The following is a 24,831-nucleotide window of genomic DNA, read 5'->3' on the forward strand; positions in this document are numbered from 1 at the left end:
GGCGGGGCGCTACCCCTGTTCGATCCGGCACAGGCAGAACGGGTGCCCGGCCGGGTCCGCGTACACCACGAAGTCCTTCTTCTCCCGGTCCTCCGCGTCCAGCACCCGGGCCCCGAGCGCCAGCACCTTCTCCTGGGCCGCGTCGATCTCCTCCCAGGTCGACCCGGCGTCGAAGTCCAGGTGGAACTGCTGGGCGTTGCGGTCGGAGCGGGGCCACTCCGGCGGGGTCAGGCCGGGCGCCCGCTGGAAGGCCAGCCGGGGGCCGCCGGGCACCTGGAGGACCACCCAGTCGGGGCTCTCCTCCTCGGGTGTGCCGCCCGCGACGGCCGCGTAGAAGCGGGCCAGTTCGCGGGGTTCGGGGCAGTCGACGACGACGGAACGGACGTGTGCCACGGGTGCCATGGAGCGGAACCTCCGGATCAGGCGGCGCAGAGACAGAACGGGTGCCCGGCCGGGTCCGCGTAAACCCGGAAGCCGCGCGTGCGGTCCTCCGTGTCCAGCGGCCGCGCGCCCAGCGCCAGCACGGCCTTCTCGGCCTCGTCCAGGTCGGGCACGTCGAGGTCCAGGTGGAACTGCTGCGAGTGCTCGGGCGAGGGCCACCGCGGCGGGACGAAGCCGGGGGCGGCCTGGAAGGCCAGCGCCCTGCCGTCCGGCAGTTTCAGGTCGACCCAGTCGCCCTCGCCCTCCACCGAGCCGCCGAGCACCTCGGCGTAGAAACCGGCGAGCGCGCGGGGGTCGGGGCAGTCCAGGACGACGACGCCTAGTTCGGCGACAGCCATGACTTCCTCCTCGAAGCCTTGCGGTTACCTGTATCTGGCGGGTAACCGGTAACGGTTACTCCATGCTCCCGTACGGGAGGTAACGTCGCAAGCATGAGTGAGCGACCGTCCGCACCGGGGAGCCTGGCCCTGGTGGAGGCCCTGGTGAACACGCTCGACGTCGAGTCCGGCGCCGACGCGCTGGACACCCCGGAGGGCCGGGCGCGGTTCCAGCTCACCGAGGAGGACCTGCCGGCCGCCCGGGAGCTGCGCGAGTCGCTGCGCGCCGTCCTGCTCGCCCACGCCGGGCATCCGCCGCACCGCCCGGTGACCCCGCTCGGCGAGCTGCTCGCCGACGCCCCCCTGGTGGTCACGGTCGACCCGGCCGACGGCTCCGCCGGGCTCGCCGCGGCCCGCGCCGGTTCCCTCACCGCCCGGATCGCCACCGCCGTCGCCGAGGCGCTGGTCGCGGACACCTGGACCCGGCTGAAGGCGTGCGAGGCCGGCGACTGCCTCTGGGCGTACTACGACCGCAGCCCGGCCGGACGCCGGCGCTGGTGTTCGATGCAGGTCTGCGGGGCGCGCGCCAAGATGCGCCGTTATCGCGCCAAGGAGACGTGACGGGTACGCCGTTCACCCGGCGCGGGCGGCCCGGTTGCGGCAGAATGCAGGCCGACGCCGGTTCGGCCGACTGAGCCTCGGCCGAACCGGCGTCACCCAGGACCGCACCCGGCCGCCGTACCGCTGCCCGCGCCTGGGCCGGCCGCCGTACCGCGCTGCCCGCACCGGGGTCCGCCGCCGTACCGCTGTCCGCGTGAGGACCCGCCGCCGTAGCGCTGCACGCGCCGGCCCCACGCCGTACCGCTGCCCGCGCCGAAGCCCGCCGTACCCGCCCGCGGCGTACTCGTACCGCCGCTCAGGCCGTCGGCCGGCCCATCGCCCGGTACGTCCACCCGGCCCGGCGCCACAGCTCCGGGTCCAGGGCGTTGCGGCCGTCCAGGATGGTGCGGGCGGCGGCCACCCGGCCCAGCTCTTCCGGGTCCACCTCGCGGAACTCCCGCCACTCCGTCAGATGCAGCACCACGTCCGCGCCCCGCACCGCCTCCAGCGCCGAGTCGGCGTACCCGAGCGTCGGGAACAGCCGCCGCGCGTTCGCCATGCCCTTGGGGTCGTACACCGTGACCTGGCCGCCCTGGAGGTGGATCTGCCCGGCGACGTTCAGCGCGGGGGAGTCCCGTACGTCGTCGGAGTCGGGCTTGAAGGTCGCGCCGAGCACCGCGACCCGCTTGCCGAGGAACGGCCCGCCGCCCAGCGCCTGGCGGGCCAGCTCCACCATCTGGCCGCGCTGGCGCATGTTGATCGAGTCGATCTCCCGCAGGAAGGTCAGCGCCTGGTCCGCGCCCAGCTCACCGGCGCGCGCCATGAACGCCCGGATGTCCTTGGGCAGACAGCCGCCGCCGAAGCCGATCCCCGCGCGCAGGAACTTCCGCCCGATCCGCTCGTCGTACCCGATCGCCTCCGCCAGCTTGGCCACATCGCCGCCCGCGGCCTCGCACACCTCCGCCATCGCGTTGATGAAGGAGATCTTCGTGGCGAGGAAGGAGTTCGCGGCCGTCTTCACCAGCTCGGCGGTCGGGAAGTCGGTCACCACGAACGGCGACCCCTCCGCCACCGGCGTCGCGTAGATCTCCCGCAGCAGCTTCTCCGCCCGCTCGCTGCGCACCCCGACCACGATCCGGTCCGGGTGCAGGGTGTCCTCGACGGCGAAGCCCTCCCGCAGGAACTCCGGGTTCCACGCCAGCTCCACCTCGGGGCCGGCCGGGGCGTGCGCCGCGAGGTACCCGGCCAGCCGGTCGGCGGAGCCCACCGGCACGGTCGACTTGCCGACCACCAGCGCGGGCCCGGTCAGGTGCGGGGCGAGCGAGGCCAGCGCGGAGTCCACGTACGACATGTCGCAGGCGTACTCGCCGTGCTTCTGCGGGGTGTTCACACAGAGGAAGTGCACGTCGCCGAAGGCCCCGGCCTCCGCGAAGTCGGTGGTGAAGCGCAGCCGCCCGCTGGACCCCTCGATCCCGTCGACATGCCGGCGCAGCAGCTCCTCCAGGCCCGGCTCGTACATCGGGACCTCGCCGCGCCGGAGCATGTCGATCTTCTCCGGCACCACGTCCAGGCCGAGTACCTCGAACCCCAGCTCCGCCATGGCCGCCGCGTGGGTCGCGCCGAGATAGCCGGTGCCGATCACGGTGATCTTGAGGGCCATGCGTGCTCCAGAGGTGTACGGCGGTCGTGCGGGCCCGAGCATAACCGGGGCCCTGATCACCCTGTCGTCAAGCTCACCTATCCACCAGACCCGGGCGCCCCTAAAATTCGTGTTACTTAACAGTAGTTAGCACAGTGTGGGCACCCGCATCCCAGCGTTTTGGAGCGTGAGAGACCTTGGCCGGATCGGCTGACTTCGACCTGTACCGCCCGTCCGAGGAGCACGACATGCTCCGCGACGCCGTCCGCTCGCTGGCCGAGGCGAAGATCGCGCCGTACGCCGCCGCGGTGGACGAGGAGGCCCGCTTCCCGCAGGAGGCGCTCGACGCCCTGACCGCCAACGACCTGCACGCGGTGCACGTCCCCGAGTCCTACGGCGGCGCGGGCGCGGACGCCCTCGCCACGGTGATCGTCATAGAGGAGGTGGCCCGCGTCTGCGCGTCCTCCTCCCTGATACCGGCGGTGAACAAGCTGGGCTCCCTGCCGGTGATCCTCTCCGGCTCCGAGGAGCTGAAGAAGAAGTACCTGGCGCCGCTCGCCAAGGGCGACGCGATGTTCTCGTACTGCCTCTCCGAGCCCGAGGCGGGCTCCGACGCGGGCGGCATGAAGACCAGGGCGGTCCGCGACGGCGACCACTACGTCCTCAACGGCGTCAAGCGCTGGATCACCAACGCGGGCGTCTCCGAGTACTACACGGTCATGGCCGTCACCGACCCGGACAAGCGCTCCAAGGGCATATCCGCCTTCGTCGTCGAGAAGTCCGACGAGGGCGTCTCCTTCGGCGCCCCGGAGAAGAAGCTCGGCATCAAGGGCTCCCCGACCCGCGAGGTCTATCTCGACAACGTCCGCATCCCCGCCGACCGCATGATCGGCGAGGAGGGCACCGGCTTCGCGACCGCGCTGAAGACCCTGGACCACACCCGCATCACCATCGCCGCCCAGGCCCTCGGCATCGCCCAGGGCGCCCTGGACTACGCCAAGGGCTACGTCCGCGAGCGCCGGCAGTTCGGCAAGGCGATCGCCGACTTCCAGGGCGTCCAGTTCATGCTCGCCGACATGGCGATGAAGATCTCCGCCGCCCGCGCCCTCACCTACCAGGCCGCCGCCGCCTCCGAACGCGGCGACGCCGACCTCACCTACCAGGGCGCCGCCGCCAAGTGCTTCGCCTCCGACATCGCCATGGAGGTCACCACGGACGCCGTCCAGCTCCTCGGCGGCTACGGCTACACCCGCGACTACCCGGTGGAACGCATGATGCGCGACGCCAAGATCACCCAGATCTACGAGGGCACCAACCAGGTCCAGCGGATCGTGATGGCGAGGAACCTGCCGTAGCGGTGAATCCGGCCGGTACGCGCCCTGGCGGGGGCCGGGGCGCGCGGTGAGCATGGGCGGATGAGTGAGCGACCGGAGCGGTGGAGCGCGGCCCGTACCTACCCCGACATGTGGGCCGACCCCGGCGAGGACCCCCGCAACAACGACGGACCGGCTCCGGAGGGCGAGGCCGGGACGCTGTGGGACGTGCTCGCCGACTACCGGCTGACCCTGCGGATGAAGTGCGCGGGCCTGAGCCCGGAGCAACTGGCGCGGCGGTCGGTGCCGCCGTCGACGATGTCCCTGCTGGGCCTGGTCCGGCACCTCGCCGAGGTGGAGCGGGACTGGCGGAACTGGATCACCGACGGCGACCCGCTGCCGAGGCTGTACGGCGGCCGGGACGCCGACTTCGACGGAGCCGTCGCCGACCCGGCCGTGGTCGACGCCGCCCACCGCGACCTGGAGCGCGAGCAGGCGGCGACCGACGCCGAGCTGGCCCGCCACCCCGACCTGGGGGAGCGGCTGGGCGAGGGCGGCATCGCGGTGCGGGAGCTGCTGGTGCACCGGATCGAGGAGTACGCCCGGCACTGCGGCCACGCCGACCTGCTGCGCGAGTGCGTCGACGGCCGGGTGGGCCAGTAGGCGGCGGGCCGGGCGGCGGAGGTCAGTCCTCGATGCCGTCCGCCAGCCGCTGTTCGCGGAGTTCCATGATCGCGCGGCGGCGGGCCAGCCGGTGGGTGCGGCGGATCTGGGCCTCCTGCCAGCGGCGCTTGTCCCGTTCGGTCTCGGGGATGACGGGCGGCACCCGGCGCGGCTTGCCGTCGGCGTCGACCGCGGCGAACACCAGGTAGGCCGAGCCGACCTGGGTGGGCGGCGCCGACTCGTTCCAGCGCTCGGCCAGCACCCGGACGCCGACCTCCATGGAGGTCCGGCCGGTCCAGTTGACCTGGGCCTTCACATGGACGAGGTCACCGACGCGGACGGGTTCGAGGAACGCCATCTCGTCCATGGAGGCGGTCACGGCGGGCCCCCCGGAGTGCCGTCCGGCGACGGCTCCGGCCGCGTCGTCCACCAGCTTCATGATCACTCCGCCGTGCACCGTACCCAGCAGGTTGGTGTCGTTGTGGGTCATGATGTGGCTGAGGGTGGTACGGGAGGCCGAGGTCGGCTTGCCCGGGATCTCCGGGGTTCCCGACTCATCGGTAGCGGGCTGGTCTGTCATGACCTCCACCTTATGCGGCGGCGAACAACGGTGTGATTTGTGTCAGCTTCGCAACAGCGGTGCCCTGATTTTCCGACGACCCTTGTCCAGGGCACAGCCGCGACCTGCACACTGGAGCCCATGAGCGATTGGCCCGAGGCAAGGCCCGGCGACAGCCGCGCCGGCGGTTACGGACACGGCAGCGCGAGCGCGCGGCCCGAGAGCGCGCGCGTGATGCGTCAGGTCCGGCGCGGCCAGACGCCGCCGCCCGGCCCGGGGCCGACGGCGCCTCAGTACGGCGGGGTCCCGCAGCAGCCGTCGTACGTGGACGGCGGCGGCCAGGACGGCTACGACAGCGGCTACAACACCGGCCAGGTCTACGGCACCCCCGGCGGCGGCGGACCGGCGGGCCCGCGCGGACCGCGCCCCGCGCCGAACTGGGGCCGCCGGATCAAGTGGACCGCGATCACGGTCGTCTCCGTACTGGTCGTCACGGCGGTCGGCACCTACTTCTGGGCCGACTCCAAGCTGAACCGCGAGGTCGACCTCTCCAAGGTCATCGACCGGCCGGAGGCGGGCGAGGGCACCAACTACCTGATCGTCGGCTCCGACAGCCGCGAGGGCATGTCCGACGAGGAGAAGAAGGACCTGCACACCGGCTCCGCCGAGGGCAAGCGCACCGACTCGATGATGATCCTGCACACCGGGGACAACGGCGCCACCCTGGTCTCCCTGCCGCGTGACTCGGACGTGGAGATCCCGACCTTCGTCGGCTCCGAGTCCGGCAAGACGTACCAGGGCACCGGCCGGCACGTGAAGCTCAACGCCGCGTACGCGGAGGACGGCCCCGAACTGCTGGTCCGCACCGTCGAGTACAACACCGGGCTGCGCATCGACCACTACGTCGAGATCGGCTTCGCCGGCTTCGCCAACATCGTGGACGCCGTCGGCGGCGTCGAGATGGACATCCCGCGGGACATCAAGGACACCAAGTCGGGCGCCGACTTCAAGAAGGGCAAGCAGACCCTGAACGGCGAGGAGGCCCTCGCCTTCGTCCGCACCCGGTACGCGCTGGCCGGCTCCGACCTGGACCGCACCAAGAACCAGCAGAAGTTCCTGTCCGCCCTGGCCGGCCAGGTCGCCACGCCGTCCACCGTGCTGAACCCGTTCCGGCTCTACCCGACCATGGGCGCCGGCCTGGACTCGCTCATCGTCGACAAGGACATGGGCCTGTTCGACCTGGCGGGCATGTTCTGGGCGATGAAGGGCGTCAGCGGCGGCGACGGCACCTCGATGAACATGCCGATCGCCGGCAGCACCGGCAACGGCAACCTCCAGTGGGACAGCGCCAAGGTCAAGAAGCTGGTCGACGAGCTGAAGAACGACGAGAAGGTCACCGTCTCCGCGCAGTGAGCCCTCAGGGTTTGCCGCACACCACCTCGTCGCCGCGGACCACCGCGCCCGGCTGCTGCGCGGGCTCCTCCGGGCGTACCGGCCGGACCTGCCGGAAGTCGGCGCCCGCGATGACCTTCAGGGTGGCGCCCTGGCCGGCGACCGCCCGCAGCTCGCTGCCGGGCAGGGCGGCGGCCAGGGACTTCGCGGAGCGGTCCCAGCGCGGGTCGTAGGCGACCACGGTCCGCTCCACGGCCGGGGCCGCCGCGTTGACCGGCGTCCCGGTGGTCCGGAACCCGGTGGCCGCCAGCGCCTTGTCCACGCGCCTGCCCAGCCCGGGCGTGCGGGTGCCGTTCTCGACCTGGACCCGGATCTCCCGGGGGTCGACCGGGACCCGGACGGCCGGGGCGGGCCGCCGGGGTCCGGCCGCGGCCAGCGGCTTGTCCTCGCGCAGGGCGGTGAACAGGCGGCGGGCGGCGGCCGGGTCCCACTTCAGGGTGGAGCCGACGCCCTTCACGGCGTACCCCATCGTGCCGATCGGGACGGTGGTGAACTCCGAGGACGAGGGCGAGAAGTTCCGCATCGCCCGGCCGAGCGCCAGCAGCTCGTCGGTGCCGAAGCCCTTGTCGGCGCGGACCGAGCCCAGCACGGCCCGGGTCACGTCCCGGAACTTCATCGGGTTCAGCAGGATGCCCGAGGAGGTCGCCCGGTCGATGGTGGCCGCCATGAACCGCTGCTGCCGTCGCATCCGGCTGAGGTCGGAGGCGCCGTCCAGGTGGCGGGAGCGGACGTACTGGAGGGCCTGGCCGCCCATCAGCCGGTGGGTGCCGGGCGGCAGGTCGAGGCCGGTGTAGCTGTCCTTGAGCGGTCGGGAGGTGCAGATCTCCACCCCGCCGAGGACGTCCACCGTGCGCATGAAGCTGGTGAAGTCGACCTCCAGATAGTGGTCGATCTTCACCTGGGTCATGCTCTCCACGGTGCGGATGGTGAGCTGCGGGCCGCCCTCGGCGTACGCCGCGTTCAGCTTCAGCGGGTGCCCGTGGTGCGGTTTCCCGGTGGTCCGGTCGGTGTGCGCCGGGGTCACGGCGTAGGAGTCGCGGGGCAGGCTGACCACGCTGGCCCGCTCCCGGTCCGCCGAGATGTGCACGATCATCATCGTGTCGGTGCAGTGGCAGGGCGCCCCGCCCAGCCGGAACCGGCGCCGCTCCGCGCCGGAGATCCGGTCCCGGCCGTCGGTGCCGACCAGCAGGACGTTCATGCCGTGGCCCGCCCGCGGCCGGTTCTTCATGTCCTTGAAGGCGTCGACCCGGGTGATGTCCGCGTCCAGGCCGGAGAGCACCGCGTGGCCGATCCCGGCGGAGGCGAGCACCACCACCGACAGCGCGGTCACCGCCCGCAGGGTCCAGCGCGGCCGCCGCCGCGGCGGCCCCGGGGCCGGCCGGGGCCGCCGCCGCTGCGGGGGCGGTCCGCCCCGGGCGGGCGCGGCCGGGACCCGGAGGGAGGGGGAGCGGGGCGGCGTGGGCAAGGGGACACCTCCGCGGGGGCTGGCCCGGGCGTACGGACGGGGGATCGTGAGCACCGTAGGCCGATACGATCTGCGGCCCGGCCCAGTGGACCCCGCGCCGCGCATCGGTGTCCCCCGTTCGCGGTAACGTGAGCACCGATGAACGCCAAGTCCGACGTGCGGACCCCCGCCGTTTCCGTGATCATGCCCGTTCTCAACGAGGAGCGGCATCTGCGCGGCGCCGTCCGCGCCATTCTCGCCCAGGAGTACCCCGGTGAGCTGGAGGTCGTGATCGCTCTGGGTCCGTCCACGGACCGCACGGACGAGATCGCCGCCGAGCTGGTCCGCGAGGACCCCCGGGTGCACACCGTGCCCAACCCCACCGGCCGGACGCCCGCCGCGCTGAACGCGGCGATCAAGGCGTCCCGGCATCCGGTCGTGGTCCGCGTCGACGGCCACGGGATGCTGTCCCCCGGCTACATCGCCACGGCGGTACGGCTGCTGGCGGAGACCGGCGCGCAGAACGTCGGCGGCATCATGCACGCCGAGGGCGAGAACGACTGGGAGCGCGCGGTCGCCGCCGCCATGACCTCGAAGATCGGCGTCGGCAACGCCGCCTTCCACACCGGCGGCAAGGCCGGCCCCGCCGAGACCGTCTACCTCGGGGTGTTCCGGCGCGAGGCGCTGGAGCGGCAGGGCGGGTACAACGAGGAGTTCATCCGCGCCCAGGACTGGGAGCTGAACTTCCGCATCCGCGAGGCCGGCGGGCTGATCTGGTTCTCGCCCGAGCTGAAGGTGTCCTACCGGCCCCGGCCCAGCGTCCGGGCGCTGGCCAAGCAGTACAAGGACTACGGCCGCTGGCGGCACGTCGTCGCCCGCTACCACGCCGGGTCGATCAACCCGCGCTACCTCGCCCCGCCGGTCGCGGTGTGCGCGATCACGGCCGGAGTCGTCGTCGGCGCGGCGCTCACGCCCTGGGGCTTCGTCGTGCCCGGCGGCTACCTCGCGGCGATCGCACTGGGCTCGCTGCCCGCCGGGCGGGGGCTGGGCTGGCGGGCCCGGCTGCGCATCCCGGTGGCGCTGGCGACCATGCACATGTCCTGGGGCTGGGGCTTCCTGACCAGCCCGAAGTCACTGGCGCGCAGGGTGATCGCGAGCCGGCGGCCGGCGGTGCTCGACGAGTCCTGAGCCGGCCGCAGGACGCCGGCCCGGGAACGGCCGGCGCCGCGACCGGAGGACACGGTGTCCGTGTCCCCGTCGGCCGCGGCGCCGCGGATGTCCGTGAGCGCCGACCTCCGTCAGTTGCTCGCCCCGGCCCTGGAGGCCGCCCGCAGGATGGCCTCCTTGCGCTGCTTCAGGGTGTCGAGGAGTTCCTGGTTCTCCTCGACGGCCCGCTCCTGGTAGGCGACCTCGACGGCGTACCAGATCCCGATCACGTTGTGCTCGCGCTTGCAGGCCACATCGGCCTCGGCCACCCGGATCTCCTCCGCGGAGGCGGTGGCCGACTCGGTGAACCGGCGGTCCTCGACGGCCGCCATGGGGTTCGCATAGGAGTAGCCGCGCTCCTTCATGCAAGCGGCCCAGGCCCTGAACGCCTTCTTCACCCGGGGGTCCTTCTGGGACTCCTGGAAGGTAAAGCCGCCGAGTTGGTCGGCGAACTCCTCTTTGTCCGGGTGGACCTCGGGGCCCTCGCTCGCCAGGTCGCGCAGCGACTTGGCCCAGCATCCGCCCTTGGGGATCTCCTTGCCGTTCTGCTTCCGCGCGGCCGGCCGGCCCTCCTGCGGGCCGAAGAGCACCAGGGACTCGGCCGGGGTGTAGTTCTCCTCCGGCGGTTTCGGACCGCGGGCGGCGGGGTCCATGTGGTACCCGAAACGGGAGGCGGTGGCCGGGTCGGAGACACCGTAGCGGCGGGCGTCCCGCAGCGCCTTGTCACCGCGGTACAGGGGACGCGGTTCGAGGTCGAAGCCGTAGGAGCGCATGCACGCGGCGGCGAGCAGGTCCTCGCCCTGCTGCCGGGTGCGGATCTCGGCGTCCGTCCACGCGTACGCCTCCAGCGGCAGCTCCAGTTCGACAACGCCGGACACGGTCGGTGTCGCGGAGACGGCCGGAGGGGTCTTGAAGTCGACCGGCGGTGCCTCGTCGGCGCCGTCGCCCGTCGCGGCGCCGTCCGCGCCGGAGGAGCAGCCGGTCAGCCCGAGGGCGGCGCACAGCAGCGCCGCCCCGAGCAGTCTGGTCCCGCGTGTCATGAAGACGTCCGTGGCCTAGTACGGCTCGTAGCTGGAGGCGTTGTTGTTCTGCAGCCAGCCCGGAGTGTTGCGCCGCACGCCGTCGCAGGTGTGGTTGTGGCGCTGACCCTGGAAGTTGGAGTTGAAGAAGATCGCGTAGTTGTAGCGGGTGCCGGCGCACTTGGCCGAGGAGGCGTTGTTGCCGACGACCTGGCCCTTGCCCGCCCCGCTGGAGAGGAACACGTCGTCGTGGTGGCTGGGGTCCTCGTCGTAGTAGTCCCGGAACGAGGAGGCTCCGTACTCGGTCGAGTGGTAGTACATGCACAGCTCGCCGCTGTCGCATCTGCCGTCGTCGTAGGCGGCCTGGGCGGGCGTGGCGGTCACCGCGACGGCCCCGGCGGCCAGCAGGACTCCGGCGAGCTTGGCTCCGACGTGCTTCATGGATCCCCCTTGTTCATCATGTTCATCACAGGAAACGCACAGGATCGTGTCATGTGCCGAGGCACCGAGGGCAAGGGCAAGATCCGGTAATGGCCGAGAAACGATCATGGTGGCCGGTAAACGATCATCCGGTACGCCCGCGGCCGGAATCCACTTGACAGGCCGTCATCCGGCCTGGTCACCTCTGACGCGGACTTGCGCGCACCGGTGTGCGCAGGTCGAGCGCATCGTCGCCTGACCTGGGGGAGTACATGGCGGAGTCGCAGGCACGCTCCGGACTGGCGCGCCGCAAGCGGGCCGTGGCCGCGCTGGCGGCCGGAGCGGTGGTCCTCGCCGGTGCCGCCCTGTGGACCTCGACCTTCGTGAAGTCTCCGGCCCAGGCGGCGGCGGAGGCCGGTCCGCCCGCGCCCGATGTGCTCACCGCTCCCGTGGAACGGCGGGTCCTGTCCGATACGGTCGTCACCCGCGGTGTCGTCAGCGCCTCGCAGACGGTCGACCTCGCACCCGCCGCCGGGGAGGGGACCGGCGCCCCCGTCGTGACCAAGGTGCTGGCGCGCACCGGGCAGACCTTCAAGGCGGGCCAGGTCCTGGTGGAGGTGTCCGGACGCCCCGTCTTCGCCCTTCCCGGCAGCCTCCCGGTCTACCGCGACCTGAAACCGGGCAGCCACGGCGACGACGTGCGCCAACTGCAGGACGCGCTGCGGTCGCTGGGCCACTCGACCGGATCCGACGCCGCCGGTACCTACGGCGCCGGCACCAAGCAGGCCGTCGCCTCCCTGTACGACTCCCTCGGTTACGAGCCGGTGCAGGCCGGTGCCGACGGCGGTGCCGATCCCGTGAGCGCGGCGCGGGACGCGGTCAAGGAGGCCCGGCGTCAGCTCAACGGGCTGCTCCGCTCCGGGCGCGAGGGCGGCAAGAAGGAGCAGGACCCCGAAGCCGTCCGGTACGCCCGTGAGGACCTGGCCGACGCGGAGGCACGGCTCGCGGAGGCCGAAGCGGTGACCGGCCCCATGGTGCCCGCCTCCGAGGTGGTCTTCCTGACCGGTTTCCCCGCTCGCGTCGACGCCATGAGCGCCGAGGTCGGCGGGGCGGCGGGCGAGAAACTCGCCACGGTCTCCGCGGGCCGACTGGTGATCAAGGGCACGCTCGGCGCGCAGGAGAAGGACCTGGTGCGGCCCGGACAGAAGGTCACCGTCCTCTCCGAGGTCTACGGCGACGAGGCCACCGGCACGGTCGCCTCGGTCGCGGACGCCCCGAGCGCGCCCGAGGACGACGGCCAGGAGGGCTCGTCCGCCGCCGGCCAGGGATACGCCCTGCTGGTCAAGCCCGGCTCGGCGCTCCCGGCACGTCTGGCGGGACAGGACGTACGGCTGACCGTCGAGGCGGCGACCACGGGCCGCAAGGTGCTGGTCGTCCCGGTCTCGGCGATCTCCGCGGGCGCCGACTCACGCACCACGGTCACCGTGTTGGAGCGCTCCGGCGAGCGGCGCCGGGTGGAGGTCCGCCCCGGCACCTCGGGCGACGGTTACACCGAGATCACCCCCGTCAAGGGCGCGCGGCTCGCCCACGGCGACAAGGTCGTCGTGGGAGTGAACAGGTGACCGGCACTCCGACACCCCCCCTGGTCATGGACTTCCGCGGGGTGGGCCTGACCTACCCCGGCCCGCCCCCGGTGGCCGCGCTCAAGCCCTGCCGGCTGGCCGTCGCGAGGGGCGAGTACCTGACGGTCGTCGGCCCCTCCGGCTCCGGCAAGTCGACCTTCCTCAACATCGCGGGACTGCTCGACGCGCCCACCGAGGGCCAGTACTTCCTCGACGGCATCGACACCGCCACGCTGTCCGACGCCGACCGCACCGGTCTGCGGGGGCGGCGGATCGGGTTCGTGTTCCAGAGCTTTCACCTGCTGCCGCACCGGTCCGCCGTCGAGAACGTGATGCTGGCCATGGTCTACAACTCCACGACGCGCAGGGGCCGTACCGAGCGGGCTCGCGAAGCGCTGGAGCGGGTCGGACTCGCCCACCGCGCCGACGCGCTGCCCACCCGCCTGTCCGGCGGTGAACGCCAGCGGGTCGCCATCGCCCGCGCACTGGTGGCCCGTCCCTCGCTGCTGCTGTGCGACGAGCCGACCGGCAACCTGGACACCGCGACGGCCGGGTCGATCCTGGAACTGCTGGACGAACTCCACGCCGACGGCATGACCTTGGTCGTGATCACCCACGATCCGGAGGTGGCCGTCCGTGGCCGGCGCACCGTGACGATCCGGGACGGGGTGCTCAGCGAGCAGGTGAGGAGCGCGTGAGAACCTCCCTTATCGGCCGGCGTCGCGATGCCGGCCGGAACAGCGGGGCCGACCGCTCCCGCCTGGCCCTGCGTGATCTGCTCTCCGAGTCCGCGGCCGGCGTCCTGCAGCGCCCGGCCCGCTCGGCGCTCACCGCCCTGGGCACGGTACTCGGCGTCGGCACCTTCGTCGCCGTACTGGGCCTGACCGCCACCACGTCCTCCCAGATCGACTCGCGCTTCAACGCGCTCACCGCCACCGAGGTGACCGTCGAGGACACCGGGGGAGCACAGCCGGAGTTCCTGGCGAACGCCTTTCCGGCCGACGCCGACCGCCGCGTCGAGCGGCTCCACGGCGTACGGCGCGCGGGCGTCTACTGGCCGGTGCGGCTCGGACCCGAGGACCTGGTGCGGTCCGCGCCGCCCGGGGTCGGCGGTGCGCAGGGCGAACGCACCGCGGTCGTCGCCGCGTCACCGGGCGTGCTGGACGCGGCCGACCCGGTGCTGAGCCAGGGGCGCACGTTCGACGCCTACCACGACCGGCGCGCCGAGAGCGTGGCGGTCATCGGGGCCGGGCTGGCCGACCGGCTGGGCGTCACCACGCTGGAGACGGCCCCTGCGGTCTTCGTCGGCGATCGCGCCTTCACCGTCATCGGCATCGTGGCGGACGTCGAGCGCAGAGCCGATCTGCTGCAGTCGGTGGTGGTGCCGCGCACCACGGCCGAGCGGATCTGGGGCGGCCCGCGGAGCGGCGAGCGCGCCAAGATGCTCATCGCCACGGAGCTGGGCGCCGCCCGCCAGATAGCCTCCGGGGTCGCCCTGGCGCTCGACCCCGCCCACCCCGAGTACTTCAAGGTCGTGCCGCCGCCGGACCCCCGGAGCCTGCGGGCCACCGTCACGTCCGATCTCGACCAGCTCTTCATGCTGCTCGCCGCGATCTGCCTGGTGATCGGTGCCGTCGGCATCGCCAACACCACACTCGTCGCGGTCCTGGAGCGCACCGGCGAGATCGGCCTGCGCCGGGCACTGGGCGCACGAGGGCGGCACATCACCGTGCAGTTCCTCGCCGAGTCGGGTGCGCTGGGCGCGCTGGGCGGCCTGGTGGGCACCAGCCTGGGCACGGTGACCGTGGTCGCCATGGCGGTCGTCCGCGACTGGACGCCCGTCATCCACCCGGTCACCGTCCTGGCCGCTCCCGTCGTAGGACTGGTCACCGGCGTCGTGGCCGGGCTCTACCCGGCGTGGCGTGCGAGCCGCATCCAGCCCGCCGAGGCACTGCGCCGCTGATCCGGCCGTCGGCCCGTTCCCGCCGGGGAGCCCCGCCACCGGGTCACCAGGTGAAGCCCTCCTGGATGTCCATGCAGGCGTCGGTGTCGCCGCCGCTCAGCGGGCGCGCCGACAGGGGTGCCTTGTCGCCTTCCCGGACCGCGGGGTAGAGCGCACCGCTGCGCCAGTCCGCGCCCACGACGAGCGTGACCCCCGACACGTCGGTCGACCTCTGCACGGACGTCGGCGGCAGCCCCAGGGCCGCGGCCACGAACCGGGCCTCGTCCGCCAGATCCGCACTCGGGAACTGGACGACGCTCGTCTGTCGCGGCGTGTACTCCGCGTCCACGGCGGCCCGGTCGAATCCCTTGTCCCGCAACGCGGCCACCACGTCCGTCGCGCGCCGCGGCACCGTGGTCCCGCCGTCCGCGCCCGTGCCGTTGCGCACCAGCACCGTGATCTGGTCCGTCGGGGTCGAGGAGGTCACCGGCGCAGTGCCGGCCGCCGAGGGGGTGGGCCCCGACGACTTGCCGTCCAGCGACAGGTCGTCACGGACCATGGCGAAGAGCTTGTCGGCGTCGCCGCTCTTCGGGACGACACGGTTGCGGTCCTGGGACCACGGTTCGGTGGGCATCGTGGTCATGGTGATCCGCTCGGTCGGAACCTTCTGCATCTCCTGCATCAGGCCGTACAGCTCGCCCACCGAACCGAGCCCCGGGTCCACGGTGAGCGCCTCGGTCGCCGTCTCGGCCAGCCGGCGCAGCTTGTTGGGGTTGGTCAGCGTCGCGTTCTTGCGCAGCTCCCGCACCATGGAGTTCATGTACATGTGCTGCGCGTGGGTGCGCGCCAGGTCGGTGCCGTCCTCGAAGCCGTATCGGGTACGCAGCCACTGCAGGGCCTGTTCGCCCTTGACCGCGTGGGTGCCTTTGGCCAGCCGCAGACCCGAGCCCTCGCCCTTGTAGTTCCGGGAGTGGACGTTGTCCTTCACGCAGACCGGGACACCGCCGATGGCATCGGCCATCGAGACCACGCCGGCGAAGTCGACCTGGACGAAGTGGTCGATGCGGATACCGGTGAGGCGTTCCCAGGTGGCGACCGTGCAGCCGGGGCCCCCGCGTCCCAAGGACAGATTCGTCATCATCAGCTTGGTGCTCGCCGGGTACGCCTCGTCGTCGTCCGGATCGACGCACTTGGGGAACTCCACCATGGTGTCGCGCGGCATGCTGACCACCGAGATGTTGCTCCGGTCGGCCGAGAGGTGGACGAGCATCTGCACATCGGCCAGCGGTTTGGCGCCCACGCTCGCCTTGTGCCCGCCGAGCCTGAGGTTCTCCGCGGTGTTGCGGCTGTCGGAGCCGATCACGAGGACGTTCAGGGGCGTCTGCCCCGCGGCGTTCGGCGTGGGCTTGGCGGCCCGGTGCTCACCGAGGCTCAGGTCGTCCTTCTTGATGTTGTCGTTGAGGTGCCGGTAGTACAGGTATCCGGCACTGGCGGCGCCCAGCATCACGCACGACAGGGTGAGGGCCGACCAACGGAGGACGGAGCGCGCCCGGGATCTCGGCCGTCTCTTGCTGCCGTCACCCCCGGTCCCGGCCTCCTCCGGCGCCGGAGGGCCGGCGTCGCTCCCGCCCCGACCGGCACCTTCTCCGGTCACCTTGGCACGGGGGATGCGTGGTCGAGTCCCCTCGCGCGGTGCACTGCTCTGCGTCATCTTTCTGTCTCCCCACCCCTGCGCCCGGGCCGACCGGGGCCCGTCGCACCTTCAGACGCGCGACGGGCCCGCCAGGTCACCTGGCACACCGAACTTTTGCGTTGCCGTACAGCGAGTGCTCCGTCGCCTGCGCCGGAGCGGTGGGCAACGTCGTATCCCCGGGACCGGGCGGGTGCCGGCCCGGCGGTGCCGGACGCGGAACCGGGGCCCCGCTCCGACAGGTGACCGGCAGTCGTTCCGGGCATCCCCGGCACAGCGGTTCAGCTAGCGCACTGCACCTTGTCCGCCGTGGACTTGTTGTCGACCTCCGGCGCCTTCGACGAAGCGGTCAGCGGCACCCCGGCCCCCTTGAAGTCCTTGCCGAGGGTCAGCGTCATCGTCGGCAGGCCCTGGGAGTTGGCCACGCTCTCGCCCGGCTTCATCGCGGAGCCGGACAGCCCCATGATGTCGGCGAGCCTGCGGGCCTGGTCCGCCTGCTCGGGGGCGTATTCGAGCGTGGTCTTGCTCAGGGCCTCCGGTGCGTTGCCCGCGTTCTCGGACTTGGTGACGCCTTCCTCGGTCTGCAGCCAGCGCAGCGTCGTCTGGGCCGAACCGGCGTCGGCGCCGCCGTTGAGGATGCGCACCCGCACCTCGGAGGCGTCGGACTTGGCGCCCTTCAGCCGCGCGGCGACGGCGGCCTTCTCCTTCTTCTTCTGCTGCTTGACCTCGGTGAAGGAGACGTCGTTCTGGATGGCCTCGAACACCGCGGGGGCCTTGGCCTCGTTGAAGACGACCGTGGCCTTGACCGTCTCCTCCGGGTTGTCCAGGACGGGCACCGTGGTGAAGGTGATGTTCTTCGTCGGCACCTTCTTCAGCTCCATGGCCACGTCCTTGAGCGTGCTCACCTTCCCGATGCCGGTGTCGACGGTGAGCGCCTTGGTGGCCGCCTCGGCCAGCTTCAGCAGTTTGCTGGGGCTGGTCAGGGTGTCACCGGAGGACATCTTGCGCATCAGCGAGGCCATGAACTGCTGCTGCACCTTGATGCGGTCCAGGTCGCCCTGGTTGCCCCAACTGTGCCGGGTGCGGACGAACGCCAGGGCTTCCTCGCCCTCGATCGTGGACTCGCCCGCGGGCAGCTTGAGCTTGGAGTCCGGGTCGTCCACCGCGTGTTCCAGACAGACCGGAACGCCGCCGACCGCGCTGGTCAGCGTCTTGACGGCATTGAAGTCGGCCATCATGAAGTGGTCGACGGTGATGCCGGTGTTCTCCTTGATCGTACGCATGGTGCAGCCCGGGTCCCGTCCGCTCTCGCCCAGGCTCCGGTTGAAGCGCACATGGGTCAGGCCGGGGATCACCTTCGTGGAGCCGTCCGCCTGCTTCGTCGGGCAGTCCGGGATGTCCACGATCAGGTCCCGCGGGATGCTCAGCGCGGTGGCGTTCGTCCGGTCCTTCGAGACGTGCAAGAGGATCGTGGTGTCCGCGTGCCCGCTGCTGCCCTTGTCGCCGTAGCCCTCGTTGCCCGCTCCGGTGCGCTTGTCGGTGCCCAGGAGCAGGATGTTGAACGCCTCGTCCTTGCTGAAGCTGCTCTTGCCCGCGCTGCCGATGTCGGTCGTGGTGACATTGCCTTCGAGGTGCTTGAGATAGACGTAGCCGACCCCGGCCCCGACCAGTACGACGAACGCCATGGTGCCGCCGGTCCAGAGCACGGCCCGTTTGGCCTTCGACTTCTTCTTGACCGGTTCACGACGGCGCCGTCCGGGCGGCGGGGCTTCCGCCGCGGTGCGGCGCCTGCGGGAGGGAGGAGGATTCTCCGGGGTGCGCGACGACTGGCCACGGCGCCGGGAGTCGCGTGCCGGTCGTTCTTCCTCTCCGGCCGCGCGTGGCCCGGGGACCGTCGGCGATTTCGGAGCGGGAGCAGGCGGTCGCAGTTCGTATTCACCGGTGTGCGGATTGAGCACCCACTGGTCTGCGGGATCGATGTCGTTGGCCCGCCCACGGCCTTGCGCGTCCACGGTTGTCCGAATCCTCCGTCGGGGCACGCGGCGCCTTCCCCCCACGGCGCTCGAATCTTGGTCTCAGGGTGCCTGGCCCAGGGGGTCGAACTTCGTGGCCGGACACACCGGGTGGCCCACACTAGCCGCCTGGTTCCGCCGTTAGGTACACCCGTGAGGCATTACACGCCCCTACAACGGGGCAATCCGCCCATATTCTTGAATGAAGTTTTGGTCTGTTGCGCTGCCTTGGATTCGGCTTTACTCGCACGACTTCTCGGCCGCCGTGTTCCCGCGGAACGTGGGCTCCGGGGAGACATCGTTCGTGTGCTCGACGGATCTCCTTTCATTCGACGAAGCGTCGCCGTCGCCGTACGCCCCGTAGTCGGACGGTGGGATACCGGGGGCGCCTTCCGGTCCGCTTTTCTCATCGGACCGCCGTGGTGCACTCCCGCCGACCGCCACCGGCTCGTCCGTCCGCAGCCGGGCGAAGAGTTCCCGGGCATCGGGTTCCTTGAGTTGGTCCCGATTCGGGTTCCCGGCCCATGCCTCCCGGGGCACGGTCAGGAATTGCACGCGTTCGGTGGGAATGTCGCGCAGCCCGCGCACCAGTGCGTACAGATCGCGCAGACTCGCCAGGCCCGGATCGGTGGTGAGGGAGGACGTGGCCGCGTTCAGAACGGGATACAGCTTCACCGGGTTCAGCAGGACGTCATTGCCGCGCACCTTGTTGACGAGCGCCCCCAGGAACCGCTGCTGCCGTTCCATCCGCTCGGTGTCGCTGCCGTCGCCGAGCGACTTGCGGGCGCGTACGTAACCGAGCGCCTGCTCCCCGTTCAGGGTGACCCGGCCGGCGGGCAGGTTCAGCTTGGCCGCCTTGTCGGCGACCGGCCGGCGCAGGCACACCTCCACGCCGTCGACGGCGTCCACGACCCGCTTGAAGCCGTGGAAGTCGACGACCACGTGGTGGTCGATCCGGATGCCGGTCAGCTTCTCGACGGTACGGATGGAACACGCCGAACCGCCCACCTCGAAGGCGTAGTTGAACATCGTGAACGCCGGTTGTGAGCGCGTCCCGTCCGGCCGGCGGCACCCGGGTACGCGCACCATCAGGTCCCGGGGCAGCGACACGGCGGTGGCGCGGTGCCGGCCCGCCGACAGGTGCAGCAGGATCGCGGTGTCCGACCGCTCGGTCCCCGGGTCCCGGCCGTAGCGGGCGTTGTCCGCGCCGGCCCGCGAGTCCGAGCCGATCACCAGGATGTTCTGCGCGCCCCGGACCAGCGCGGTGGGGCGCTCCCGCTCGTACCGGGCGAGTTCGGCCGCCGCCGCCTCGTCGGCCGTGATGTTGCCGTTCAGCTTGGTGTAGACCGTCCACCCGATGCCCGCGGCGCCCACCGCGGCGACGGCCACCGCCAGCGCGGCCCGCCGCACCCACCGCCGCCGCCGGCGCCGGCCCGTTCCGCGCCCGGTCGCGGACGCCCCGGTACCCGGCCCGGGCGCACCCTTCCCGGCACCGCTCACCTCTCCCCACCGGCCTCCACCCGCGACACCCACCTCCTCCTCCCTACGACCATGACCCGGACGCGGGGGAAGGGCGGGGTGGGGGTGGGCCGAACGGGGGGAAGGTCATCGGCCGGAGGGCGGGCTGGGCCGGGTGGAGGCCGGTGCGGAGGGATCGGGGCGGGCCGGGGATCGGGGCGGGCCGAGCGGGGGCCCGTCACCGGCCGGCGGGACCTACCGGGCCACCACCGTGACCCGCTCCGCCTCGATCCGCCGGTCCACCGCGTCCGCCGCCAGCAGGCCCAGGTTCCGGCACAGCACCACCGACCCCCCGCTGGCCAGCGGCCCGTACAGCCCGGCGCTGAGCCCCTCCCAGGTGTCGTACGGCAGCCCGGACAGCACCCGCGCCCCCGGCCCCGTCAGCCCCAGCTCCGCCGCCTCCGCCCGGGCCCGCTCCACCACCTCCGCGCCGCTGAACTCCCGCCCGGCCACGATCAGCGCGGCCCCCTCCGGGTCCACCGGCGCGTACGGCACGAACCGGTCGCCCTGCCCCGGCACCTCCACCGCGTAGTCGACGAACCCCTCCGGCACCTGCGGGAACCGCCCCCCGAGCGGCCGCAGCGCCAGCGCCACCCGCGCCCCGGAGCACGCCCGCGCCGCCGCCAGCGACTCCGGCTCCGGCCCGCTCACGGCCACGTCCGCCGCCGCCGCGTCACCGCCCAGGTCGGCGACGGCGCCCACCGACGCACAGGCCAGCAGCCACACCGCCGTCTGCCAGTGCGCGGGCAGCAGCAGCGCCACCCGGTCGCCGGGCTCCACCGACAGCTCGTCCTGGAGCAGGTTCGCGGTCTTGGCCACCCAATTGGCGAAGGTGGCCACGGACAGTTCGACGCGTTCGCCCGTGGCATCGTCGTAGAAGGTCACCAGGGGGCGTCCCGGGTCCGCGGCGAGCGCGGAACTCAGCAGGTCGGCAGGGGTGCGATCGGTCGCGTTCACCCGCGCAAGGGTACGCCGCCGGGCCCGCCCGCACCGAGCCGGCGGCCCCGCTTCCGGCCACCGCGGCACCACCGGAACGGACCAACGCGCCGGGCGCGCCCGTCAGTTCCAAATGGACAGGTTTATACGTTCATGTCCAGGATCGAGGGCATGCGTGGATACCTTGCTTCCTCGATCGGCATCACCTGCGCGGCCGCCCTCGCCCTCCCCCTCGTCCCGCCCGCGGCCGCCGCCCCTCCGGCGGCCGGCCCTCCGGCGGCCGGCCCTCCGGCGGCCGCCCCTCCGGCGGCCGCCCCTCCGGCGGCCGGCCCTCCGACGGCCGCCGTCCGCGGCCCGGTCGCCGCCGGGCCGTACACCCCCGGCGGCACCCAGTCGCTCCCGCTGCGCCCCCTCGCCCGCGACCGCGTCGCCACCCCGGGCCCGTCCGGGCCCGCCGAACAGGGCGTCACCCGCCGTTCCGTACAGCGGTTCTCCCTGGTCGGCGTCGTCTGGGACGACCCGGACACCGAGCTGCACGGCCGCGTCCAGGTCCGCACCCGCACCACCGGGACCGGCACCTGGTCCCCCTGGCAGGACCTGGAGGCCCATTACGCCGAGCACGGCGCCGACCCGGACACCGCCGAACGCGCCCCCGGCCGGGTCCGCGGCGCCACCGCCCCCCTGTGGGTCGGCGACTCCGACGGAGTGGAGGCCCGGGTCCGCGCGGCGGCCGGCGGCACCGGCCCCAGGTCCGCTCCCCTCCCCGAGGGCCTGCGCCTGGAACTCGTCGACCCCGGCACCGCCGCCCCGCGGACCGAGGAGTACGCCGAGTCCCCCGCGGCGGGCGCCGCCGACCGGCGGGCCGGGCGGTACGTAGGCCCCCGGCCCGCCATCGTCACGCGCGGCAACTGGGGCGCGGACGAGAGCCTGCGCGAGAGAGGCTTCCGGTACACCAAGAAGGTCAAGGCGGCCTTCGTGCACCACTCCGCCACCGGCAACAACTACCGCTGCGCACAGGCCCCTTCGGTGATCCGCGGCATCTACCGCTACCACGTGCGCAGCCTGGGCTGGCGGGACATCGGCTACAACTTCCTCATCGACAAGTGCGGGAGGATCTACGAGGGCCGGGCCGGCGGCGTGCAGCGCGCGGTCCTCGGCGCCCACACCCTCGGCTTCAACTCCAACAGCATGGGCATCGCCGTCCTCGGCACGTACACCTCGAAGAAGCCGTCCTCCGCCGCGGTGAAGGCCATCGCCCGGCTGACGGCCTGGAAGCTCGGCCTCTACGGCGTGAACCCGCGCGGCAAGACGTATCTGACCTCCGGCGGTGGCAACCTCTACCGGAAAGGCAAGAATGTGCGACTGAACGTCATCTCCGGTCACCGCGACGGCTTCGCCACGGAGTGCCCGGGCAAGAAGCTCTACGCCAAACTCGGCACCGCCCGCAAGACCGCGGCCCGCTACCAGGGCCGCTGAGCCGCACCCCACGGTCACCGAAGGCGCGTCGTACGGTCTGCGTACACTGGCCGGCCGAAAGACAGTTCGGCCGGTCCCGGCAGGAAGCAGAGACGACAGGTGACAGAAGCGATCCTCCTGGTCGGCGGCAAGGGCACGCGGCTGCGCCCGCTCACGGTGTACACGCCCAAGCCGATGGTCAGGGCGGCGGGGGTCCCCTTCCTCACCCACCAGCTCGCGCGGGCCCGGGCGGCGGGCGTCGAGCACATCGTGCTGGCGACGAGCTATCTGGCCGAGGTCTTCGAGCCGTACTTCGGCGACGGCTCGGCCATGGGGCTGAGCATCGAGTACGTCACCGAGGAGGAGCCCCTCGGCACCGGCGGCGCCATCCGCAACGCGGCCTCCCGGCTCCGCTCCGGCCCGGACGACCCGGTCCTCGTCTTCAACGGCGACATCCTGACCGGCCTGGACATCCGCGCGCTGGTGGCCACCCACGCGTCGACCGGCGCCGATGTCACCCTGCACCTGACCAAGGTGTCCGACCCCCGGGCGTACGGCCTGGTCCCCACGGACGGCACCGGCCGCGTCCTCGCCTTCCTGGAGAAGCCGGGGACCCCCGAGGAGATCGTCACCGACCAGATCAACGCGGGAGCGTACGTCTTCCGCCGCTCGGTCATCGACACCGTCCCGGCCGGCCGCCCGGTCTCCGTCGAACGCGAGACCTTTCCCGAGCTGCTCGCCTCCGGCGCCCACCTCCAGGGCATGGTCGACTCCACCTACTGGCTCGACCTGGGCACCCCGGCCGCCTTCGTCCGCGGCTCCGCCGACCTCGTCCTCGGCCGCGCCCCGTCCCCGGCGGTGCCCGGCCGCTGCGGCGACCGACTGATCCTGCCGACGGCGACGGTCGCGGGCGACGCCAAGCTGGCCGGCGGGACGGTGGTGGGGGAAGGGGCGTTCGTCGCCGAGGGCGCGCGGATCTTCGGCAGCGCGATCCTGCCGGGCGCGGTGATCGAGCCCGGCGCGGTCATCACCGACTCCCTCATCGGCACCGAGGCCCGCGTCGGCACCCGCTCCGTCCTCACCGGCACGGTCATCGGGGACGGGGCGGTCATCGGCCCCGACAACGAACTCCGCACCGGCATCCGCATCTGGCCCCACACCCACATCCCGGCCTCAGCGGTCCGCTTCTCCTCCGACCAGTGACGCCCCCCCCGCCCCACCGCGCGCACCCACGCCGCTGGGGCGGCACGGGCGGGCGCGGGCAGCCACCCCGCCCCACCGCGGGCAGTCACCCCGCCCCACCGCGCGCAGTCGCCCGCCCCACCGCGGGCAGCCACCCCGCCCAACCGCGCGCAGTCGCCCCGCCCCACCGCGGGCAGCCACGCCGCCCCACCGCGGGCAGTCGTGCCGCTGGGGCGGCACGGGTGGGCGCGGCGGCACCCCGCCACGCCGGGCCGCGCTCCCGACCCCCAGCCACAACGCCGGCCCACGTCGAACCCCAACCCGCGCTCCCGCCCCCGAGCCGCAGCCCCGACCCACGCTCCCGACCCCGCGCCACACCGCGAACCCCGAGACGCCGACGTCACAACCGCCCGATATCCCCCCGCGTCATCCGCGGCCCCCGCCGCCCCGGCCCCCGCCCACTCAGCAACACCAACCGCGCCGCCCGATGCCGCTGCCCCGCATACGGCTCCAGCAGCCGCAGCATCTCCGCGTCGTCCGCATCCCGGTCCCCGCCCAGCACGAACCCCACGATCCCCGGCAGATGCAGGTCCCCCACCGTCACCTCGTCCGCCGCCCCATGGCTGCGTTGCACGACCTCCGCCGAGGTCCACGGCCCCACCCCCGGCACGACCTCCAGCCGGGCCCGCGCCGCGGCGGGCTCCATCGCCGCCGCCTCCTCCATCCGCGCGGCGACCCGCACCGCGCGCAGCACCGTGGCCGCCCGCTTGTCGTCGACCCCGGCCCGGTGCCACTCCCAGGACGGGATCAGCGCCCAGGTCCGCGCCGAGGGCATCACCCACATCCCGCCGGGCCCCGGCACCGGCCCCGGCGCGGGCTCCCCGAACTTCCGTACGAGCATCCGCCACGCCTGGTACGCCTCGACCGTCGTGACCTTCTGCTCCAGCACCGACGGGATCAGCGACTCCAGAACCAGCCCGGTCCGCCCCAGCCGCAGCCCCGGCCGCCGGTGCGCGGTCACCGCCAGCAGCCGGTGCCGCGGCACGAACGCGGACGGGTCGTCATCGGCGCCCAGCATCTGCGGCAGCCACTCCAGCAGCCACTCCGCCCCGGGCCCCCACGCCTCGCCCCGCACCTCGCCCCCGCGCGCGGAGATCCGCAGCGTCCCGGGCCCGAGCGGCGTCAGACTGGCCCGCCACACCGACCCGTCCGGCATCGCCCGGAACGTGGGATCGCCGGGCCCCCGCCGCAGCGGCCCCAGCACCAGCCCCAGGTCGAGCGGCCCGTCCGGCACCCAGGTGCGGACCTTGCCGGGCGCGGCGGCACGCCGGGGCCGCGGCACGCCGGCGAGCGCCGTCGCGGGCGTGGGCCGCGGTGCGTAACGTCCTGCCACGAGAGAAG

General features: G+C 72.8%; 22 protein-coding genes. 10 read left to right on the plus strand and 12 right to left on the minus strand.

Annotated elements, in window-relative coordinates:
* Positions 1–9 precede the first annotated feature (9 nt).
* Positions 10–402 (minus strand): VOC family protein, encoded by a 393-nt coding sequence (locus IE316_RS16240; RefSeq protein ID WP_190205033.1) that lies wholly within the window; start codon positions 400–402, stop codon positions 10–12.
* A gap of 17 nt (positions 403–419) precedes the next feature.
* On the minus strand, positions 420–779 hold the full coding sequence (locus IE316_RS16245) for a VOC family protein (protein WP_190205034.1): 360 nt from the start codon (positions 777–779) through the stop codon (positions 420–422).
* Between the two features lie 93 nt (positions 780–872).
* Here IE316_RS16245 and IE316_RS16250 point away from each other — a divergent pair, with 93 nt between their 5' ends.
* Positions 873–1,379, plus strand: coding sequence for a CGNR zinc finger domain-containing protein (locus IE316_RS16250; protein ID WP_190205035.1), 507 nt, complete (start codon positions 873–875; stop codon positions 1,377–1,379).
* A 295-nt stretch (positions 1,380–1,674) separates the two neighbouring features.
* On the opposite strand, the gene IE316_RS16255 is transcribed toward IE316_RS16250, so the two are convergent.
* Positions 1,675–3,018 carry a UDP-glucose dehydrogenase family protein gene (locus tag IE316_RS16255; RefSeq protein WP_190205036.1) on the minus strand — a complete coding sequence of 448 codons (1,344 nt, stop codon included), beginning with the start codon at positions 3,016–3,018 and terminating at the stop codon, positions 1,675–1,677.
* Between the two features lie 176 nt (positions 3,019–3,194).
* Between IE316_RS16255 and IE316_RS16260 the strand changes: the two genes are divergently transcribed.
* Complete coding sequence (locus tag IE316_RS16260) at positions 3,195–4,352, plus strand: acyl-CoA dehydrogenase (RefSeq protein ID WP_268257642.1); 1,158 nt, start codon at positions 3,195–3,197, stop codon at positions 4,350–4,352.
* Positions 4,353–4,412: 60 nt separating this feature from the next.
* Positions 4,413–4,973: a mycothiol transferase gene (locus tag IE316_RS16265; protein WP_190205037.1), complete on the plus strand. Its 561-nt coding sequence runs from the start codon at positions 4,413–4,415 to the stop codon at positions 4,971–4,973.
* A gap of 22 nt (positions 4,974–4,995) precedes the next feature.
* Here the strand turns inward: IE316_RS16265 and IE316_RS16270 are convergent, their stop codons facing one another.
* Positions 4,996–5,553, minus strand: coding sequence for an acyl-CoA thioesterase (locus tag IE316_RS16270; RefSeq protein WP_190205038.1), 558 nt, complete (start codon positions 5,551–5,553; stop codon positions 4,996–4,998).
* 120 nt (positions 5,554–5,673) lie between these two features.
* Here IE316_RS16270 and IE316_RS16275 point away from each other — a divergent pair, with 120 nt between their 5' ends.
* Positions 5,674–6,945 (plus strand): LCP family protein, encoded by a 1,272-nt coding sequence (locus IE316_RS16275; RefSeq protein WP_190205039.1) that lies wholly within the window; start codon positions 5,674–5,676, stop codon positions 6,943–6,945.
* A gap of 4 nt (positions 6,946–6,949) precedes the next feature.
* Here the strand turns inward: IE316_RS16275 and IE316_RS16280 are convergent, their stop codons facing one another.
* Complete coding sequence (locus IE316_RS16280; RefSeq protein WP_444545389.1) at positions 6,950–8,449, minus strand: LCP family protein; 1,500 nt, start codon at positions 8,447–8,449, stop codon at positions 6,950–6,952.
* 138 nt (positions 8,450–8,587) lie between these two features.
* On the opposite strand from IE316_RS16280, the gene IE316_RS16285 reads away from it, so the two are divergent.
* On the plus strand, positions 8,588–9,616 hold the full coding sequence (locus IE316_RS16285) for a glycosyltransferase family 2 protein (RefSeq protein ID WP_190205040.1): 1,029 nt from the start codon (positions 8,588–8,590) through the stop codon (positions 9,614–9,616).
* Positions 9,617–9,726: 110 nt separating this feature from the next.
* Here IE316_RS16285 and IE316_RS16290 read toward each other — a convergent pair whose 3' ends face one another.
* Both IE316_RS16290 and IE316_RS16295 read right to left on the minus strand, forming a co-directional pair.
* The gene (locus tag IE316_RS16290) at positions 9,727–10,674 is read right to left on the minus strand and encodes a hypothetical protein (RefSeq protein WP_190205041.1); all 948 of its coding nucleotides are present in this window, start codon (positions 10,672–10,674) and stop codon (positions 9,727–9,729) included.
* A 15-nt stretch (positions 10,675–10,689) separates the two neighbouring features.
* Positions 10,690–11,094, minus strand: coding sequence for a hypothetical protein (locus IE316_RS16295; protein ID WP_190205042.1), 405 nt, complete (start codon positions 11,092–11,094; stop codon positions 10,690–10,692).
* 251 nt (positions 11,095–11,345) lie between these two features.
* Here IE316_RS16295 and IE316_RS16300 point away from each other — a divergent pair, with 251 nt between their 5' ends.
* The 3 genes from IE316_RS16300 to IE316_RS16310 are packed head-to-tail and all read left to right on the plus strand — an operon-like array spanning position 11,346 to position 14,658.
* Positions 11,346–12,695 (plus strand): peptidoglycan-binding protein, encoded by a 1,350-nt coding sequence (locus tag IE316_RS16300; protein ID WP_190205043.1) that lies wholly within the window; start codon positions 11,346–11,348, stop codon positions 12,693–12,695.
* Positions 12,696–12,721: 26 nt separating this feature from the next.
* Positions 12,722–13,393 carry an ABC transporter ATP-binding protein gene (locus IE316_RS16305; RefSeq protein WP_190205103.1) on the plus strand — a complete coding sequence of 224 codons (672 nt, stop codon included), beginning with the start codon at positions 12,722–12,724 and terminating at the stop codon, positions 13,391–13,393.
* Positions 13,390–14,658 (plus strand): ABC transporter permease, encoded by a 1,269-nt coding sequence (locus tag IE316_RS16310; RefSeq protein ID WP_373311212.1) that lies wholly within the window; start codon positions 13,390–13,392, stop codon positions 14,656–14,658. The genes IE316_RS16305 and IE316_RS16310 overlap by 4 nt, the downstream gene beginning before the upstream one ends.
* Before the next feature lie 43 nt (positions 14,659–14,701).
* Here IE316_RS16310 and IE316_RS16315 read toward each other — a convergent pair whose 3' ends face one another.
* The 4 genes from IE316_RS16315 to IE316_RS16330 all read right to left on the minus strand — a co-directional run bounded on the left by IE316_RS16315 (position 14,702) and on the right by IE316_RS16330 (position 20,814).
* On the minus strand, positions 14,702–16,348 hold the full coding sequence (locus tag IE316_RS16315; RefSeq protein ID WP_190205044.1) for an LCP family protein: 1,647 nt from the start codon (positions 16,346–16,348) through the stop codon (positions 14,702–14,704).
* Between the two features lie 260 nt (positions 16,349–16,608).
* Complete coding sequence (locus tag IE316_RS16320; RefSeq protein WP_190205045.1) at positions 16,609–18,339, minus strand: LCP family protein; 1,731 nt, start codon at positions 18,337–18,339, stop codon at positions 16,609–16,611.
* 240 nt (positions 18,340–18,579) lie between these two features.
* A complete protein-coding gene (locus IE316_RS16325) occupies positions 18,580–19,839 on the minus strand; it encodes an LCP family protein (protein ID WP_190205046.1) in 1,260 nt (419 codons plus the stop codon).
* A 213-nt stretch (positions 19,840–20,052) separates the two neighbouring features.
* Entirely contained in the window at positions 20,053–20,814 is a 762-nt protein-coding gene (locus IE316_RS16330) for a TIGR03089 family protein (RefSeq protein WP_190205047.1), read from the minus strand.
* A 150-nt stretch (positions 20,815–20,964) separates the two neighbouring features.
* On the opposite strand from IE316_RS16330, the gene IE316_RS16335 reads away from it, so the two are divergent.
* Positions 20,965–22,269, plus strand: coding sequence for a peptidoglycan recognition protein family protein (locus IE316_RS16335; protein ID WP_190205048.1), 1,305 nt, complete (start codon positions 20,965–20,967; stop codon positions 22,267–22,269).
* Between the two features lie 99 nt (positions 22,270–22,368).
* Positions 22,369–23,451, plus strand: a complete 1,083-nt coding sequence (gene manB / locus IE316_RS16340) for a mannose-1-phosphate guanylyltransferase (RefSeq protein WP_190205049.1) — start codon at positions 22,369–22,371, stop codon at positions 23,449–23,451.
* A 379-nt stretch (positions 23,452–23,830) separates the two neighbouring features.
* Here the strand turns inward: manB and IE316_RS16345 are convergent, their stop codons facing one another.
* Positions 23,831–24,823, minus strand: coding sequence for a DNA-3-methyladenine glycosylase family protein (locus IE316_RS16345; RefSeq protein WP_190205050.1), 993 nt, complete (start codon positions 24,821–24,823; stop codon positions 23,831–23,833).
* Positions 24,824–24,831 lie beyond the last annotated feature (8 nt).

This window comes from Streptomyces fumanus, from assembly GCF_014655295.1.
Lineage (GTDB): Bacteria > Actinomycetota > Actinomycetes > Streptomycetales > Streptomycetaceae > Streptomyces > Streptomyces fumanus.